Origin of the sequence: Saccharopolyspora sp. ASAGF58 (assembly GCF_012277335.1) — a bacterium.
Lineage (GTDB): Bacteria > Actinomycetota > Actinomycetes > Mycobacteriales > Pseudonocardiaceae > Saccharopolyspora > Saccharopolyspora hattusasensis.
The window spans coordinates 4,212,079-4,228,320 of record NZ_CP040605.1; the positions used below are offsets into that span (position 1 = coordinate 4,212,079).

The window sequence follows — 16,242 nt, forward strand, 5'->3', positions numbered from 1 at the left end:
CGCGGCGGTGCCAAGTTGCGTGCCAGTTGAGTCCCACACCGCAAGCGGCTGCCGCCGCTTATAAATCACGTCCTAGTTCGCGATGTCGGGTGATCGGAACAACTCCGGGCAACCCGTGACCGTTCCCAGCGGTGTTCGTTACCAGGATGTTCGGTATTACCCGGGAGGATCGCGATGACCTGGATGATCTACGGAGCGAGCGGCTACACCGGTCGGCTGGTCGCCGACCGGGCGCTCGACCGCGGGGAGCGGCCGGTGCTGGCCGGTCGCTCCCCGGCGAAGATCGCGGCCTTCGCCACGCCCAGGGGCCTGCCGTACCGGGTCTTCGACCTCGGCGACCCCGACGCGGTCGCCGAGGGGCTGCGGGGCATCGACATAGTCGCGCACTGCGCCGGTCCGTTTTCCGCGACGTCGGCGCCGGTGGTCGAAGGCTGCCTGCGAGCCGGCGCGCACTACCTCGACATCACCGGCGAGATCGACGTTTTCGAGGCGGTTTTCGCGCGCCACGAGGACGCTCGGCGCGCCGGTGTGGTGCTCCTGCCGGGCTCGGGCTTCGACGTGGTGCCCACCGACTGCCTGGCCGCGATGGTTGCAGCCGACCTGCCCACCGCGACCCATCTGGACCTTGCCTTCCACACCAGCGGCGGGATCAGCGGCGGAACGTTGAAGAGCGCGCTGGAGGGTGCCGCGCTGGGCGGCAGGGCGCGCGTGGACGGCGAGGTGCGCACCGTGCCGCTGGCGTGGCGTCGACGTGAGATCCCGTTCCCGTCCGGGCCGCGGCGGGTCACCTCGCTGCCCTGGGGTGATGTCAGCACGGCCTACCGCAGCACCGGGATCGGCAACATCACAGCCTTCGCCCACCTGCCCGGACTCGACCGGACCGGCCGCCGTTCGACCCGGTTGTCGCAGGTCGTGATGGGGTCGCACATCGTGCAGCGGCTGGGCAAGGCGGCGATCGGCGTAATCGTGCGCGGCCCCGGTCGGGCCACCCGCTCGCGCAGCTGGGTCGAGGTCTACGCGGAGGCGACGGCACCGGACGGCGCGAGCGTGTCGGCGGCCCTGATCGGCCCGGACACCTACGACCTCACTGCGGACGCGGTGCTCCGGGCGGTCCACTCCCTGAGCGCGGAACCCCCGGCGCCCGGCGCTCACACCCCCTCCACGGCGTTCGGCGCGGACTTCGTCCGCCGCCTCCACGGGGTCAAGATCATCGAACCGGCCCGCCGCTGACACCGTCCACAATGCACGAAGCGTGACGAGATCGACTCCTCACCTACGTCAACTCGTCCGGGTGCTGGAACAGGGAACACCGTACGTTCGCGGTGACCGCGAAGCGGCATCCCGGACTCGACATGACTCCTGAACGGGACACCGCGACCAACGAACTGATCTCCACCTACTTCGACCGCTATGGCCCGGCCACGCTCAGGGACGCGATGTGGTGGTCCGGGCTCAGCCGGACCGCGATCCTCTCCGCGATGACGGAAGCACGTGACGAATGGGTGCGAGTGCTCGCGCCGTGGAGTCCGTCGCCGATGTTCATGCCCCATCGACGGTGGGAAGAGTTCCAGGCCAGCACGCCCGAGCAATCATCCTCCGGTCTCAACTTTTGGCCCACGAGGACGTGGCGCTCAAAGCCTACTTCGAGACCAGGAGCCGCTATCTCGGTTCGTTACCTCCACGGCAGGCGTTCAACCAGATCGGCGAGGTACTTCCCACGATCATCTGGGACGGCCAGGTTATCGGCACGTGGTCGTGGCAAGGAGCCACCAAGACCGTTGCGTACACCCTCGCACGACGCCGAACCACTCCGCAGCAGCGGAAGGCAGTCGCAGACCACGCGACGCTGTTGAGCGGCGCTCTCCGGCTGGGATGGTCCAGCACGCTGCACACACCTGCGGAAGACCAGTTGGCGTTGTTGTGACCCGACCATGCTTCAGACAGCCAGCCGGGTACAGTGCCCCATCCGCCCACCGAGTCCAGGAGGACCAGCAGCATGCTGCCGCTCCGTTCCGGCGCGACCCTCGCCGACCTTCAGCGCTACGTGGCCGACATGGAGACCGAGCGCGGGTTCTCCCACAGCACCGTGCTGGAGCAGTCCCTCAAACTTGGTGAGGAGGTGGGCGAGCTGTTCAAGGCCATCCGCAAGCGGGAACACCTCTCGATGAACCACAGCTCGATCACCGGGACCGTGGACGAGGAGCTAGCCGACGTCCTGATCTACGTGTGCGCAATCGCCAACCGCCTTGGCATCAGCCTTGATGAGGCGCTGCGAGCAAAGGAACTCCTCAACGAAACGCGAATCTGGACAGCCGAGAGTGCTAGCCATGATCTTGGGCTGAACTGATCATTCAGTGCCCGTGCAGCCCGAGTGCGAAACAGGGACAGATGGATGGCCATTCCGCGTATTGCCTGGGAGCAGGTCTCATCCCGCGCATGTAGCGTCGTTGAAGCCTTGACCGGCCCCGTGCTGTCGGCCACGACGGTCGGCCCCGGCCAGAACTCCGCCGTAGCCGCGACCCTGGACACGCCGCAGGGCCGTGTGTTCGTGAAAGGGTTGCGCAGCGGGACGAGAAGCGTAATTACCCAGTAGCGCGAGGGACTACACGCCAGGTTCCGCAGACCTCCCGCACCTGATCACCACCATGCGGCGACTTGCCGACCTGCCGCAGCTGGGTCGAGGTGTACGCGGAGGCGACGGCGCCGGATGGCACGAGTGTGGCGAGAACCGAGGTTGGCGCGTGCATTTTCGAGGCGGAACCGACCTGCTTTGCTGGCTGGCTCCGCAATGTGGAATCGGAACATCCACTGTGGAGTCATGTATCGGCACGAGGCTTGCTAGCCGAGGCCCCGCGGGGTCACTCCACGAGGACGCGGAGCATGCCCTCCGGCCCGGACTCGCTCTCCAGGAACTCCAGGAAGGGCCCTTCGCCGGACGGCGGGCGCAGCGACGCGAACTCGGAGCGTTCGCCCGCCAGTTCCATACCGGTCGCCGTCGCAATGGTCCGGGCGTCCGAGCGCGGGTCCGAGGTGTCGATCACGACTGCGGCGACCGGCCCGGTGTCGGCGTATACCTTCCGGGGTTCCAGCACGCACAGCTCGTTGCCCTCGACGTCGGCCATCACCACCCACGGCACGTCGCTACTCTGGTCGATGTCGGCGAACCGGGCGCCGGCGTTGAACAACCGCTCCACGATCCTGTTCTGCTCGTCGTGCGACTCGCTGCGCAGGTCCAGGTGCACGCCGTTCTTCCCGGTCTTGGCGCGGGCGCTCCCGACGAACCGCAGCGGCACCCCGGGGCCAGTCGGCTGGACGACGGTCCTGGCGCGCGTGTCGAGGTGCCATCCGAGCACGTCGGCCCACCACCGCGCGAGCCGCTCCGGCTCCTGCGCCGAGAACTCCACGACGACCGATGCCATGCCGCGAAAGTACGGGCACCCCACGGGTGCGCACAACTCCGCCTCGGCAGCCAACGGCGAGGTGGCGAACTGTCCGGCGGTAGTCGTAGCTTCCGGCCCATGCGGATTTGCGATGCGCACCAGGACGACTGGCCGGAGATCCGGCCGTTCATGCAGGAGATCGTGACGGCGGGGGAAACATTCTCCTGGGATCGCGACATCGACGAGCAGCGGGCCAGGCAGCGCTGATTCCTGCCCCGGCCGGGCCGCACGGTCGTAGCCGTCGACGAGAAGGGGCGGGTGCTGGGCACGGCGGTGTCGGGCCCGCACCACGAGGGCCCGGCGGCGCACGTCGCGACGGCCAGCTTCATGGTCGCCCCGGACAGCTCGGGGCGCGGCGTGGGCCGAGCGCTGGGACGCCGCGTCCTGGACCAAGCACGAGCGGACGGCTTCCGGGCGATGCAGTTCAACGCGGTCGTCGAGACAAACGTCGCAGCGGTGGCCCTGTGGCGCTCCCTCGGCATGCAGATCGCGACGACCCTCCCGGAAGCATTCCACAACCCGACCCACGGCGACGTCGGCCTGTACGTCATGTACCAGCGTTTCAGCAGCTAGCGACCGGTGAGAAGCCTGTTTCCAGACTCGGTTGCGTGGCGGCGCGGATAGCGGAACCTCAGACGCCGTCCGGACTCCGGGATGTCCAACGCGGCGTCGCTCGCCAGACGACGTCTGAGCAAGTTGCTTAGGCGGGTTAAGCACAATGCCGCTTCGACGACGAAGATCAAACCCACATCGTTGGCACCAGAACAAGCTCACGGGTCCTGACCTGTTGGATTCAAAATGTCCAGCCCGGTGCGGAGGTCGGTCAGCAGGGTGGGGAGGACCGCTTCCTCTTCGATGGCTCTGGCCGTCGTGGCCATCAGCTCCGCAAGCTGGGGATCCCAGGGGGTTTCGAGCGGGGTGCCGACGAGGTTCGGCAGGTCGGTGCGGGTTGCCGCGGCCCGGTCGAGGGCTTCGCGGTAGTCGGCGGCGGACATCCGCCATGGACGCGCGTTGTGGTGCGTCAAGAGGGATCGGGTGATGCCGATGCCGGGCCAGTCGAAATCGCTGTGGTAGTGCAGCGTGGCGCCGCAGTCGGTGAGGCGCTGCAGCAGTGTCACGGCAACCGTTGTGGGATGGCCGGACACGCACACGACGGGGTGCGCGATGCGTTCTTCCACCGCCGATTCGAGGACTCGCGGGTTCTCGCACACGGCGATCGTCGTGCCCGCCTCGACGAGCGCGGACGGGGCGGCGCGCAGGTCGAGGTGGGTCAGGTGCGTCGGCAGACCCAGCGCGGTGCGCTGGCGGACGCCGTGCGACCAGTCGTCCGAGCCGACCAGTGGCAAGGCCCAGCACAGAACGGTCGCGGACACGGCATCGAGCGTGACTCCGCAGCGCTCCCACAAGGCCCGGCGCTCGCGCTCGTTGCCTGGTGTCTCGGCCCCGTGCGCCAGCGCCGCGGCCTTGAGCACAACCCGGCTCAACGCCGTGCCGTTGTCGAGCTGATGCGCTCCGCCAACGCTCGCCGCTAGCTCGCCACGCGACGTCCACGCCTCCGGCGGCTCCGCCAGCGCTAGCGTGTTCAGCGCCTTCGCCGCGCGCCGCGCGACGTCCGGGAGCTCGTCGTCGCCGACTCGCCCGTACTGCTGGAGCCACTGCGTCCACGGCTCCGCCCATGCGGCCGTCGCGAGTCCTTGCTCGGCCAGCGCCGCTCGCAGCGTCTCTGCGGTCCGCTCGCGCCGTTCGTCCCGCTCCGCGGTCTGGCGCCGCGCCAGCGGCCGCTCGTACAGGATCTCCAGAACTTCCGCCAGCCCCAACGCGAACCGGCTGCGTCGGACTGCTTCGTCCAATTTGGACACGCTGATCCGTGTACCCTGCCCCCACATCGGACGGCCGTAGAGCTCGCCGACGGCTCGTTGGGTCTCGGCATCGGGCAGCTCCAACCGGAACGTCGCCGGGGGCTTCGCGGCCTCCAGCGCTTCCCGCGCCTGCGCCCACAAACCGCGCAGCGGCTCAACGCCCCACACGGCACGGACGTCGTCCTCGACACCCACGTCGGATCGCCCCCATTCGCTCAGAAGTGTGCAGCGTGAAAGGCACCTTCCACCAACGTAGCTGGCAAGAGCAAGGAGCAACCGCCACGGACGGTGACCTACGATGTTCGCTGTGATTGATGTGCGACACACCGTGCATGACGATGTGGTGGAGCGCGCCGAACGCGCCCTTGCCGTCCAGCTCGATCGGTCGTCTGTCGTGTATGGGGAGTCCGGGGTGTCTGAGGGCTTCCGCACCACGGCCGGTACCTGGGTACGGATCGAGGGCCGCAGCCGTGAGCGTGCCGGCGGGCAAGCGTGGATCGGCTTGGAGGAGGCAGCCACCATCCCCGGTGTTCGCAAACCGATCTGGTGCCAATCGGCGACGTGGGCCGACCAGGAGCGGGGTGTGGTATGGCGTGCGGATGAGGTGCAGCTCATGACGGCGCCGGCGGTCAGTGACCTTGATACCGCCCTGGCCCCGCCGGAATCGTGGTGGACCGATCTACGGTTGTCGCTTGATCAGCTCGCCGCGCACTCGACTACGCGAGTTGGCATGAGCCAGCATCACGTCACGCGGCGCATCACTGAGGTGTTCGGTGACGCTGTGGACACGACGGTGGACGAGTGGGCCACAGCGCATACGGATGTCCATTGGGACAACGTGACCACCGACGGGCATCTGATCGATTGGGTGGACCGCCCCGGGTTTTGTGGCAGGCGTCCTTGCCCCGCCCGGAGCTGGCCGCGCGCGTCCGGCAGGCATTCGCCGCCGATCTGGATACGCGTTCGGGGAAGTTGGCCATGCTGCTTCAAGCGGCGAACGCGGTCAGGGCCGCCACCCGACGAGGTTTGCCCACTCCCTTGTCAGGCCCCGCGCGGGCAGCGGCCGATCAGCTACTTGCCGAGTTGTAGGAAGCCGGCGGCCAGTTCCGGGGTCAGCTCGGCGCACACACCCTCGTCTACGAGCGTGCGCGCGATGGCATCGGCAGGAACGCCGGTTTCGGCCGCCACCTGTTCGATGTTGACCGGGTTACCGGACATCAGCTTGCGAACGACCGGTTCGGCTTTCGCCGCGAACACCAGCTCTTTGCCGGCTGTCCACACTGTCACTTCGTCCGGGTTGGTGATGATGTGCGGCGGGAAGTCGGTCAGGCAAACAACGTCGGTCAACGCGCCGAACACGTCCCGGGTGATGACCCGACGCCTGGACGGCCGTTCGGTCTTGCGCGCCAGTAGGTACGTGTCCTGCGGGTAGCGGGCGACCAGTTGCGGCACCAAGGCGGCCAATGCGTCGGCGTTGCCGTCCCGGTCCAGGTCAAGCCGGAAAGCCTCGTCCTGCCGCGACCGGTCCGCGATCCATGACAGCCAGTCCACCCCTGTTCGTTTCACGGCGCCGAACGTGGCGTGGAGCGAGTACCCGGCCCCGTCTGCCATTCCACGCCGAGCCGGGTAGAACAGACCAGCCGTGTTCGGCGTAGCTCGATGCCGCCCGGAGCGCCCTTGCCCGAGCGTCCACGTGCCCACCGGGGTTGGCCGGGCTGCCCGTCGTCGCCATGTCGTCCCTCGCACGTGCCGTATTCGCCTGATGTGGCCGGCGACCAGCCCTGTCGGGGTTTCGAGCAGCCAACTTCGCCCCTGGCCGCCCGTGGGCTGGTCACCGACCGTTCCCCAGCATCGGCGGTCGGGGGTTCCGTCGATACCGGGCTCGTAGCGGCTCCGTTGCGCTACGTAATCAGCAGGCAACCCTGTGGACGGGGTGGTGGGAAAGCATGTGGGCACAGGTCCCACCAACTGGACGTGTCAAGCATTCGCGGCAGGTGGCTACGCTGGCACGCGGAATGGACACACGCTGTTGCAAGCCAACGGGAGCGCTCATGGCTCGTCAGCCAGAGGCAGTTATGAAACTTCGTCGCGAAATCGGCACCGCCTTGGCCCTGTACCTTGAAGCCTCACCGTTGAGTCAGGGTGATCTAGCGCGCGTGACCAACTACCACCGAACGTCCATTTCCCATATTCAGGCTGGCCGCCAGTTCGCGGAACGCGATTTTTGGGAGAAGGCGGACAAGGCGCTCGGCGCGGGTGGCGCGCTAGTGGCACATTACGACAACGTATGTGACCAAGAGGAACAGTTGAAAAGAGCCGAGTTTGAGTGTCAACACGCCGAGCGCCGAGTACGAGCGCAAGCGATCACGCAAAGCGGCACACAGCGAAACGACGTTGCGGTTTACAATCCAAATTCCGTTTCGCTCTGCGCTGAGTCTGCGCCGATAGATTCCGGCTACATAGAGGGCCTGCATAAAGAGATCAAGAACTTTGTTCACCTTGATCAGCAATACGGTGGCGCCGCTGCATCTCCGGTAATCTTGCAGGCGTACAAGCAAATGCGCCACCGGGTGAACACAAGTGAGATCCGAAACGGCTTGCATCGGGACGTGTATTCGGCTCTTTCCGAAGTCGCCGAAGTAGCGGGATGGAGTCTGTACGACTCCGAAAATGACGAGCTAACCGAGCGCGTGAACACTGAATCACTCAGTCTTGCTCGCATGGCCGGAGATCGAAACATGGAGTTGTTCGTACTTCAAAACATGGCCATGCACGCAGAGACGATCGGCCGCCCACGAGAATCGATCAACATTTCACGCTTGGTTTTGGAATCGAGCCACTTGTCCCCCCGGATCGAAGCGCTATTTCGCTTGCGTCTTGCCCGGTCTTACGGACGACTTCAAGCGGAAATAGAAGCAAAGAAGCAATTGGAACGGGCACGCGTTCTGTTCGAAGGCGGGGTAGGTGGCAGCGACCCGCATTGGTCATGGTGGGTGAATGACGCTCAGCTGTGGTGGTTTGAAGGATCGATACGCGTAGATCTAGGAAACCGAGTCGAATCTGTCGAATTTCTTGAGCTGTCCGCAAACGCGATTCCCGAGCCGAGAATGAACTTCATATACAGGTCATGGGCGCTCTACGCGTACGCCCTGAATAGATCGTGGAGCGACCTTGATAGGTCAATTAGAGGCGTGATAGGTGATGTCGGAGTCTTCCAGTCAAGGCGCGGAATTGACCGCTTGGCTGGCGCAGTCGACCTAATCGAACGCGGCAACGCGCCGGACACCGTTTGTGATCTCGCTTCGGCCCTACGGTCGGCTCTGGCGAATGCGACTTAGGCACGATGGTGCCCTCGGTTCCGCTCCCGTTTAAGTACGTCAAGTACCTGATGTACTTAAACCGGTGCGGAGGTCGGTCAGCAGGGTGGGGAGGACCGCTTCCTCTTCGATGGCTCTGGCCGTCGTGGCCATCAGCTCCGCAAGCTGGGGATCCCAGGGGGTTTCGAGCGGGGTGCCGACGAGGTTCCGGCAGGTCGGTGCGGGTTGCCGCGGCCCGGTCGAGGGCTTCGCGCCAGCCCCAACGCGAACCGGCTGCGTCGGACTGCTTCGTCCAATTTGGACACGCTGATCCGTGTACCCTGCCCCCACATCGGACGGCCGTAGAGCTCGCCGACGGCTCGTTGGGTCTCGGCATCGGGCAGCTCCAACCGGAACGTCGCCGGGGGCTTCGCGGCCTCCAGCGCTTCCCGCGCCTGCGCCCACAAACCGCGCAGCGGCTCAACGCCCCACACGGCACGGACGTCGTCCTCGACACCCACGTCGGATCGCCCCCATTCGCTCAGAAGTGTGCGGCGTGAAAGGCACCTTCCACCAACGTAGTCGGCAAATGGTGCCCCGCACACCTAATAGATCACGTGTTGGCGCGGTCGAGGGCGGCGCCGTCCCACGTCGTGTGGGTGCAGGCGATGCCGTGGCCGCTGCGGGGCCGGAGCACGTCGTAGATGTGCATCTTCGGGATTTTCGGGGACACGCCCCAGCCGCTGGGCCAGGTGATCAGCCAGTCCATGTCGAGGTCCACCAGCAGGCCGAGCATCCGCGCGATCGTCGGATCGTCCAGCCGCTCGAACGCCTCGTCCAGCAGCACCAGCCGCAGCGGCCCGCGCCCGTCCGACGACACGCTGACCGCGTCGTAGAACGCTGCCGCCGCCGCGAACAGCGTCACGTAGGAGATCAGCCGCGTCTCGCCGGAGGACAGCTGCCGCAGGCGCCGCACGCGGGGCTTGCCGTCCGGTCCGGTGTCGCGAACCCGGACGGTGAACGCGAACCACGACCGGTAGTCCAGCGCCCGCGCCAGGATTTCCGCGTAGCCGCCCGAGGTGCTGTCCCGCTCGGACTCGATCAGATCCGTGAACACCCGGCGCAGCAGCGTGTCCTGGTCGTCGCTGCGGTTGGCAAACGGGGTGCGGACCAGCTCGATGGCCTGCTTGATGTCGTCGCCGAGCGCCGCCGACGGCTGCCATTCCAGCTGGACGTGCACGCCCTGGCTGGAGCGGGCGCCGTCGAGCACCTCGTTCATCCGCTTGCACAGGTCCTCGGCGATGCCGACCTGGCCGCGCAGCCGCTCCGCGAGGTCGCGGATCAGGTAGTCGGCGAAGATCGACTGGTAACGCTCGTTGAGGTAACCGCGCTGCTCGGCGAGCCGTTCGCCGACCCGGCGCGCGGCCTCGGCCACCGGCTGCGGGCCTTCCTCGCCGGTGACGGTCACGGTGAGCAGGCCGTGCTGGTCGGCGGCCGTGATGTCGTAGTTGCCGCTCAACGAGTGCTGCAGGGTTTGCAGGCGGTTGAGCACCGTGGATTCCGTCGAGCCCCGGCGGTCCGCCTCGGCGAGCAGGCCCGCCGCCTCGTCGAGATTCTCCGGCGTGGTGCCGGCGATGCCCGCGGCCGACCACAGGCCCGGGATGCGCAGCACCTGCCGGAACGTGTCGGTCGCAGCCGTCGTGTCGTGCTCCCGGCCGGCGAGCTGGGACTGTTTGTGCTCCAGCTGGGTTTCCAGTCGCGCCGAGGACTCCCGTAGCGAGCTGATCTTCTCCCGCGCCTGCGGCAGCTGCTTGCGCAGCCCGGCGCGCTCCCGCTCGAAAGCGCCGACCTTGTCGGCGATCTGCTGCGCCTCGCCGCCGACGGCGGAGGTGAGCTCCGCGAGGCCGGTGGCCTGCTCCGCGTACTCGGCGCAGCGCCGCTCGGCCTGCGTCTCGGCCTCCATCCGGTCGGCCACCGCCGCGTCGTGGTGCAACGAGAGGTCCCGCAGGTCCGTGAGGGTCGGCAGGCAGCGCGACTCGATCGCCTCGCGCAGCGCATCGATGCCAGCGCGGGCGTCGACGGCGGCCCGGTGGGCGGTGTCGAGCGCCTGCGTTTCGGCCGACAGGCCGGCCTCGCCCGCGGCGCGCACCAGCTCGGCCTGCGACGCCTGCCAGCGCTGAGCGGCTCTCTCATGTTGCTCGCGCAGCTGCCTGGCCTTCTGGTCTGCATCCGCCGCGGCCTCGATCGCCGTGGCCAGCTTGGCGTGCGAAGTCAGCAGGTCGCTGTCGTCCGGGTACGACTCGAGGTGCTGATCGAGGGCCACCGCGTGCTCGCCCGCTTCGCGGTGCCGCCGCTCGGCTTCGCCGATCTCGGCGCGCAGCCGCGCGAGGTCCTCCTCCAGCTCCGCGATGCGCCGGGCTCGGGCCGCTTCGCGGGCCCCCGCTCCGACGTACTCCGCCGTCTCCTTGCGCCAGGCACCGGACAGCACCCCGGCGCTCCAGGCACCGGTGACCGACACCAAGAGTCCGGCACCGCCGTCGATCGACACCGATCCCAGCAGGGCGGCGACCCGCTCCGGCGGTACCGGGCAGTCGGCCTCGGCGGCTGGGGACAGCAGCTCGGCCAGCGTGCCGCCGGAGCCGGACTCGGCGGGGGCGGCCAGGAGGTCGGCGAGGCCGGGCACTGCGCCGTCGGGGGTGACCCAGGCGTTGAGCAGCCCGCTGGACTGCAGCGCCGCCTCCAGCCCGGCCCGGTCGGCTTCGCCCAGCGACGGCTGGAAATCCACCAGCTCGTAGAAGGCCCGCCCCTGGCTGGCGTCCCGCTCGGCATCGGCCCAGGCGGGGCGGCTCGGGGTCTGCTCGTGCCCGGCGCGGAGCTCGGCGAGTTCCTGTTCGCGGGACCGGGATCGCTCGCGCAGCTCGGCGATTTCCTGCTCGACCTCGGACACCTGCCGGCGCGCCTCGTGCAGCTGCGGCTTCGCCCAGCGGCGTGCCTGCTCGCGGGCCTGCCGGGTCGCCGAGCGGTCCCCGACCAGGTCCTCGGCGGCGGGCGGCTCCGGCGGCAGGTCATCCACAATGGACGGCCACTCGGTGGCCCACTTCTGCGCGCGTTCCACCCACACCGCCGCGGCGTCGGAGAGTTCCTGCTGCGCCTGGTTGCGCCGCCCGGCCGCTTCCGTCGAGGTCAGCTGCGCCTGCCGCGCCTGCCGCTGGAGCTCGGTGACCTTGTCCCGCTCGGCGTCCAGCTCCCGGGACTGCTGGTGCAGCGCGAGCGTCAACGCCGAACGCTGCCGGGCGACCGACGAGACCTGCTCGGAAGTCCGCACCGCCGCGCGGAATTCCGCGGCGAGCGCATCGGTGTCCGGTCGGGGCGCGGCGTAGCGCTCCACGGGCACCGGCTCCGCGTCCGGTTCCGGCGAGGTGCGCACCCGCGCCTGCTCGGCCTGCACCTCAGCGGCCGGAATCGCCGGTGGTCGCGGCACCAGCGACCCGTCCAGCCCGGCCGTGGAAAGTTGTTGCGCCGCGCGGGCCGCGGCCTGCCCGGCCGCCTCGGTGTCACCGGTCAACCGGCGCAGCATGCCCACCACCGACTCCGCCGAGCGGTACTCCTGTGCGCGGTGCTTGTTCGCCGTGCCTAGCGCGGAAACCGCTGCGGTGCGGGCGCTTTCCACCAACCGCTCGCGGTCGCGCAGGTTCTGCAGTTCGGAGTACGCCGGGTGGGAGCGCAACGCGTCGATGCTGGATTCCAGCTCGGCCTCGCGCTGCTCCAGTTCGGCGATCGTCTGCTGCGCGGTCTCGCGGTCGTGCCGCTTGCCGGCCACCTGCTTCTCCAGGCCGGTCAGCTCTTTGCGCAGCGCCCGAAGCTTCTCCTGCGCGGTGCGCATCGCCTCGGCGCGGTCGCGCAGCGCGCCGAACGCGTAGCCGGAATAGGTGGACAGGAACGCGGTGAGCGCCTTGTCCGCGCCGGTCAACCGGACGATGTTCTCCCGGATCGACTCCAGGTCGTCGAACGAGGTCGCCAGCCGCTCGATCAGGCCCGGGTCCAGCGGCGGCAGCGCGTCCGACAGGATCTGCTCCAGCTGCCCTTCCAGGACCTTCAGCCCGACGTCGGGGTTGCGCAGCGTCCGCTGCAGGTGCAGCAGGTCGCCGTAGCGCGCGGCGGGCACGCCGTAGACCGAGGCGGCGACCTTCGCGCGGAACGCCTGGTCGTCGAGGACGCAGTCGGCGCCGAGCAGCTCGCGCAGCTGCGCCGAACCCAGCGGCACCCGGTCCGTGCCGACCAGGTGGAGGTTGATGCCGACCCGGCGGCCGGTGATGAACCGCCACGAATCGCTGATCGACTGCGAGGTCTTGGACGCCTTCACCCCGATGCCGCAGGTGAGAAATTCCTCAGTCCCGCCGTTCGCACCGCCTCCCCGGGTCTCGCGGTGCAGCTCGATCCAGGCATAGCCGATCCGGTTCGGCCCGCCCGGGTACTCGTCGAGCATCAGGCGCCGGATGCTGACCGTGTCGAAGCCCTTCGAACCCAGCTGCCGCAGGTCGCCGTCCAGGCACAGCGGCAGCAGCAGCTCCAGGGTGCGGGACTTGCCGGAACCGTTGGTGCCCTGGAAGATCGCCCGGCCGCCGCCCAGGTCGAAGGTCGTCTCGGCGTACTGCCAGATGTTGACGATCCCGCCGCGGTGCAGCCGCCAGCGGTTGGCGGTGGGCACCGATTCCGTGCTGTCTGCGCTCACCGTGGACCGTCCTCTTGCATCTCGTCGAACACCGTCATCTCGTCGAACAACGACCAGCCCGGTGGCTCCGGGGCCGGTTCCGGTTCCCGGCCCGGGGCCGGGGTGGCGTCCGGCTGCGGCAGCCAGCGGTGCGCCGCCGGGCTGAGCAGCCATCGGCCGTCGTGGTCCTGCAGCAGGCCGAGCCGGCGAAGCAGCGCGACGACCGAGTGCACCAGGTCCTGGTGGTTCTCGGTGGCCTGCCGGGACCACGCGGCCGGATAGGAGTCGACCAGCTCCTGGCAGACGTCGGTGAAGTCCTGCCAGGTCGCCGGGTGCTTGCCGGACCCGTCCGGCTCCGCGCGGCCGAGCAGTTCCGGCAGCGCCAGCAGCGCGATGCGCGCGACCGTGCCGGGGCCCGGGAAGACCAGGTCGGTGAGGTAGTCCTCCGGATCGCAGACCACCACGCCCTCCGCGCGGCACTCGCCGACCAAGCCGAAGAACCGCTCCAGCAGGCGGGATTCGTTCGTCACGTGCTCGCGCAGCCAGGCGGCCTGCTCGGACGGCAGGTCGTCGTAGAGCACGACCGGGTCCTCGACGAGCCGACGGCGCACCGCGTGCTCCAGGTGCCGCGGCCCGGCCGCGGCGGCCAGCTCGACCAGCTGCTCGGGGCTGCCGGCCTCGGCGAGCGGCCCGGCGATGAGCTGGCCTAGCAGATCGGTGTCGATGGTGATCAGGGCCTCGGCGGTGGACTCGGCGGTCACCGAGCCCTCGGTTTCGTTGATCACACCGAGCGCCACCAGCTGCCGCAGCGCCGCCGTGAGCGCGCGCCGATCCGCCGGGTCGTCGACCACCTGGACATCGGCCTCCACGGCGGCTGCGCGGACGTCGCTCACCAGCCGCGACAGCAGGACCTGGCGGCCGATGCCGGTCAGCGCGGCCAGCGTCAGCGCCAGGTACGCGTAGCCGCGGGGCGACAGCGACGCCTCGCCGCGGGTGGCGTCCGCGCCCGGGCCGGACTTGTAGAGCCGTGCGAAACGCCGCTCCACAACCAGGCGGTAGCCCAGCAGCGAGGAGAACACCTCCTGGAGCACGACTCGCTGGCGGTAGATCATCGGCAGCAGGTCGCCGTCCGGTCCGCCGGGGCGCAGCAGCGGCCGGCGCAGCAGCACGCGGGCGCAGCGAACCACGTTCGCCGCATCGATGTCGGGAAGTTCTTCGAAGGTTGAGATCATCGCGCGGCTCCCCGCAGGGTTTCCGGGGTTTCGGGGATGGCTCCGTCGCCGGAAACCTCCAGCACGGTGTCGCGCAGCGTCAATGTGCCTACCGCGCTGGAGATCCGGGTTTCCCGGCCGGCCTCGGGGCGCACTGTGACGCGCAGCCGGTGCACCGGGTCGAGCGCCGTGCCGGAGTCGTCGGAACCTTCGCGCTGCGCCATCGCCAGCGTCAACAGCTCGCACAGCACGCCGAGCGCATCGCCGGAAAGCTTCCGCTCGGCCAGCTGCGAACTCGCCGCCGCCAGCTCGGCGACCGCCGCGGAGCGCCGCTCGTCGGCCTGACGTGCTTGCGCCAGCAGGGTTTCCTCGGTCATCGGGTCGTCGAGCACCCGCGAAGTCCGGCCGCGCGCCCCGCGATCACCCCGGCTGCGCACGCTGACCGTCACGTCGAGCACCGGGCCATCGCGCCACGCGACCTTGTCGTTGTCGCTGTCGTAATCCGGTGCGGGCAGCAGGTGCCGCGCCGAATGCAGGCCGAAAGCGGCCGAATAGACCTGGTGGGCGGTGGTTTCGTCGGCCCCATCGAGCCACTTCGCCAGCTTCAGCAGCTCGCCCCGGCGCCCCGGCACCAGCCCACCGCCGGAGGTGGCGCGCTTGACGCTGGCCAGCAGCGAGCCGATCGCGCGGGCGGTGGCCTCGCGCAGCGCGGCCACCTGGCTCGGCCGACCCGGCGAGTCGACGAACCAGTCGGTCAGCTCCTGCCAGTCCGCGGCGGTGCGGCCCCGGGCGCGTTCCACGTCGATGCCCAACTGGTCGGCCGGACCCAGCAGCCGGAGCAGCTCGCTGCGGACCCCGGCCAACCCTGCCAGCGAACCGGCGATCGTCGTGGTGTGCCGCAGCACGTCCTCGACGACCATCTGGATGTATTCGACCAGCAGGTTCCGGAACCCGGAGATCTCGTCGGGCGCCAGCTGGTGGCGGGTCACGACCTGGCCCAGGTACGCGTAGAAGTCGCGGACGGTGGCGGCGAGCTCGGCGTGCTGCAGGAACACCGTGGTGACCTGCTCGGCGAGCCGTTCCCGGGCCTGCCGGGCGGGTTTGGCCTTCGGGTCGCGGCGTTCCACGGCCAACGCCTCCGAAAGCGCCACGCCGATCCCGGACAGCCCGCGGTCGATGGCGGGCAGCAACTCGCGCGAGACCTCGCGGGCGCCTTCGGGAACCCGCAGCAGCGCGTCGACGTCCCGCTGCACCCGGACCGCGAGCTTGCTGACCTGGTAGCGGACGCTGCCGTGCTGGAACTCGGCGATGCTCGACGCGATCGTCTCGCGGCGGCCCACCACCAGGTTGCCCCACTTGACCAGCTGCTTTAGTCGGTCGATGGCGGTGTCCACATCGGACTCGCCGGCCGCCACCCGGCCCTCGCGCTCGGCCGCGGCCAGCGCCGCGCCGACCTCGCCGGCGGACAGGTCGGCCAGCAGCGTCGAGGTGAACAGCCGCATGATCGCGAGATAGGTGCGGTGCTCGGGTGCCTGCAGGTAGGCGAAGAGCTGCAGGCGCTGCCCGCCGTCGCGGGGCTGCTCGGGAGCCTGCGTGGCCGGCACGTCCGTCGCGGTGGTTCCCGCGACGCCCGCGCGCAGCACGTCGGCATCGTGGTCCGGGGCCGTCACGGTCCGCCACGATATCCGGTCGTGCCGACACGTCCGGTCACCTGGCATGCGGTGT

General features: G+C 69.0%; 13 protein-coding genes and 2 pseudogenes. 7 read left to right on the forward strand and 8 right to left on the reverse strand.

Annotated features, from left to right (window positions below):
- Nucleotides 1-174: 174 nt before the first annotated feature.
- From FDZ84_RS20195 to FDZ84_RS20205, 4 genes and pseudogenes are all read left to right on the forward strand, one after another.
- Nucleotides 175-1,230, forward strand: coding sequence for a trans-acting enoyl reductase family protein (locus FDZ84_RS20195; RefSeq protein WP_168587184.1), 1,056 nt, complete (start codon nt 175-177; stop codon nt 1,228-1,230).
- Between the two features lie 56 nt (nt 1,231-1,286).
- Nucleotides 1,287-1,499: pseudogene (locus FDZ84_RS40780) on the forward strand (DNA glycosylase AlkZ-like family protein); the annotation flags it as partial.
- Nucleotides 1,499-1,924, forward strand: coding sequence for a DNA glycosylase AlkZ-like family protein (locus tag FDZ84_RS39035; RefSeq protein ID WP_371812637.1), 426 nt, complete (start codon nt 1,499-1,501; stop codon nt 1,922-1,924). The pseudogene FDZ84_RS40780 and the gene FDZ84_RS39035, both read left to right, overlap by 1 nt.
- Before the next feature lie 72 nt (nt 1,925-1,996).
- Nucleotides 1,997-2,347, forward strand: a complete 351-nt coding sequence (locus FDZ84_RS20205; RefSeq protein ID WP_168587186.1) for a MazG nucleotide pyrophosphohydrolase domain-containing protein — start codon at nt 1,997-1,999, stop codon at nt 2,345-2,347.
- A 511-nt stretch (nt 2,348-2,858) separates the two neighbouring features.
- On the opposite strand, the gene FDZ84_RS20210 is transcribed toward FDZ84_RS20205, so the two are convergent.
- Nucleotides 2,859-3,419 carry a VOC family protein gene (locus FDZ84_RS20210; RefSeq protein ID WP_168587187.1) on the reverse strand — a complete coding sequence of 187 codons (561 nt, stop codon included), beginning with the start codon at nt 3,417-3,419 and terminating at the stop codon, nt 2,859-2,861.
- A 99-nt stretch (nt 3,420-3,518) separates the two neighbouring features.
- On the opposite strand from FDZ84_RS20210, the gene FDZ84_RS40040 reads away from it, so the two are divergent.
- Together FDZ84_RS40040 and FDZ84_RS39040 are read left to right on the forward strand one after the other, a co-directional pair.
- Nucleotides 3,519-3,647 carry a hypothetical protein gene (locus FDZ84_RS40040; protein ID WP_256413549.1) on the forward strand — a complete coding sequence of 43 codons (129 nt, stop codon included), beginning with the start codon at nt 3,519-3,521 and terminating at the stop codon, nt 3,645-3,647.
- 3 nt (nt 3,648-3,650) lie between these two features.
- Nucleotides 3,651-4,013 carry a GNAT family N-acetyltransferase gene (locus FDZ84_RS39040; protein WP_256413764.1) on the forward strand — a complete coding sequence of 121 codons (363 nt, stop codon included), beginning with the start codon at nt 3,651-3,653 and terminating at the stop codon, nt 4,011-4,013.
- A 197-nt stretch (nt 4,014-4,210) separates the two neighbouring features.
- On the opposite strand, the gene FDZ84_RS20220 is transcribed toward FDZ84_RS39040, so the two are convergent.
- Both FDZ84_RS20220 and FDZ84_RS20225 read right to left on the reverse strand, forming a co-directional pair.
- Nucleotides 4,211-5,494: a TIGR02679 family protein gene (locus FDZ84_RS20220; protein ID WP_168587188.1), complete on the reverse strand. Its 1,284-nt coding sequence runs from the start codon at nt 5,492-5,494 to the stop codon at nt 4,211-4,213.
- An 876-nt stretch (nt 5,495-6,370) separates the two neighbouring features.
- Complete coding sequence (locus tag FDZ84_RS20225) at nt 6,371-6,850, reverse strand: hypothetical protein (protein WP_210435014.1); 480 nt, start codon at nt 6,848-6,850, stop codon at nt 6,371-6,373.
- A gap of 500 nt (nt 6,851-7,350) precedes the next feature.
- On the opposite strand from FDZ84_RS20225, the gene FDZ84_RS20230 reads away from it, so the two are divergent.
- Nucleotides 7,351-8,637, forward strand: coding sequence for a helix-turn-helix transcriptional regulator (locus FDZ84_RS20230; RefSeq protein WP_168587189.1), 1,287 nt, complete (start codon nt 7,351-7,353; stop codon nt 8,635-8,637).
- Between the two features lie 39 nt (nt 8,638-8,676).
- Here the strand turns inward: FDZ84_RS20230 and FDZ84_RS40785 are convergent, their stop codons facing one another.
- The 5 genes and pseudogenes from FDZ84_RS40785 to FDZ84_RS20255 form a co-directional block, all read right to left on the reverse strand.
- On the reverse strand, nt 8,677-8,946 hold the full coding sequence (locus FDZ84_RS40785) for a DUF2399 domain-containing protein (RefSeq protein WP_168587190.1): 270 nt from the start codon (nt 8,944-8,946) through the stop codon (nt 8,677-8,679).
- Nucleotides 8,931-9,200, reverse strand: a pseudogene (locus tag FDZ84_RS40790) (hypothetical protein); the annotation flags it as partial. The gene FDZ84_RS40785 and the pseudogene FDZ84_RS40790, both read right to left, overlap by 16 nt.
- A gap of 8 nt (nt 9,201-9,208) precedes the next feature.
- Nucleotides 9,209-13,327, reverse strand: coding sequence for a TIGR02680 family protein (locus tag FDZ84_RS20245; protein ID WP_246868296.1), 4,119 nt, complete (start codon nt 13,325-13,327; stop codon nt 9,209-9,211).
- Nucleotides 13,324-14,538 (reverse strand): TIGR02678 family protein, encoded by a 1,215-nt coding sequence (locus FDZ84_RS20250; RefSeq protein ID WP_168587191.1) that lies wholly within the window; start codon nt 14,536-14,538, stop codon nt 13,324-13,326. The genes FDZ84_RS20245 and FDZ84_RS20250 overlap by 4 nt, the downstream gene beginning before the upstream one ends.
- Nucleotides 14,535-16,187, reverse strand: coding sequence for a DUF2397 domain-containing protein (locus FDZ84_RS20255; protein WP_210435015.1), 1,653 nt, complete (start codon nt 16,185-16,187; stop codon nt 14,535-14,537). Before FDZ84_RS20255 ends, FDZ84_RS20250 begins: the two co-directional genes overlap by 4 nt.
- Between the last annotated feature and the right edge of the window lie 55 nt (nt 16,188-16,242).

Excerpts from the sequence above, each read along its gene's own strand:
- FDZ84_RS20195 (WP_168587184.1), top strand. The coding sequence starts at position 175 with ATGACCTGGATGATCTACGGAGCGAGCGGCTACACCGGTCGGCTGGTC.
- FDZ84_RS20205 (WP_168587186.1), top strand. The coding sequence starts at position 1,997 with ATGCTGCCGCTCCGTTCCGGCGCGACCCTCGCCGACCTTCAGCGCTAC.
- FDZ84_RS39035 (WP_371812637.1), top strand. The coding sequence starts at position 1,499 with ATGGGTGCGAGTGCTCGCGCCGTGGAGTCCGTCGCCGATGTTCATGCC.
- FDZ84_RS20230 (WP_168587189.1), top strand. The coding sequence starts at position 7,351 with ATGGCTCGTCAGCCAGAGGCAGTTATGAAACTTCGTCGCGAAATCGGC.
- FDZ84_RS40040 (WP_256413549.1), top strand. The coding sequence starts at position 3,519 with ATGCGGATTTGCGATGCGCACCAGGACGACTGGCCGGAGATCCGGCCG.
- FDZ84_RS20250 (WP_168587191.1), bottom strand. The coding sequence starts at position 14,538 with ATGATCTCAACCTTCGAAGAACTTCCCGACATCGATGCGGCGAACGTG.
- FDZ84_RS20210 (WP_168587187.1), bottom strand. The coding sequence starts at position 3,419 with ATGGCATCGGTCGTCGTGGAGTTCTCGGCGCAGGAGCCGGAGCGGCTC.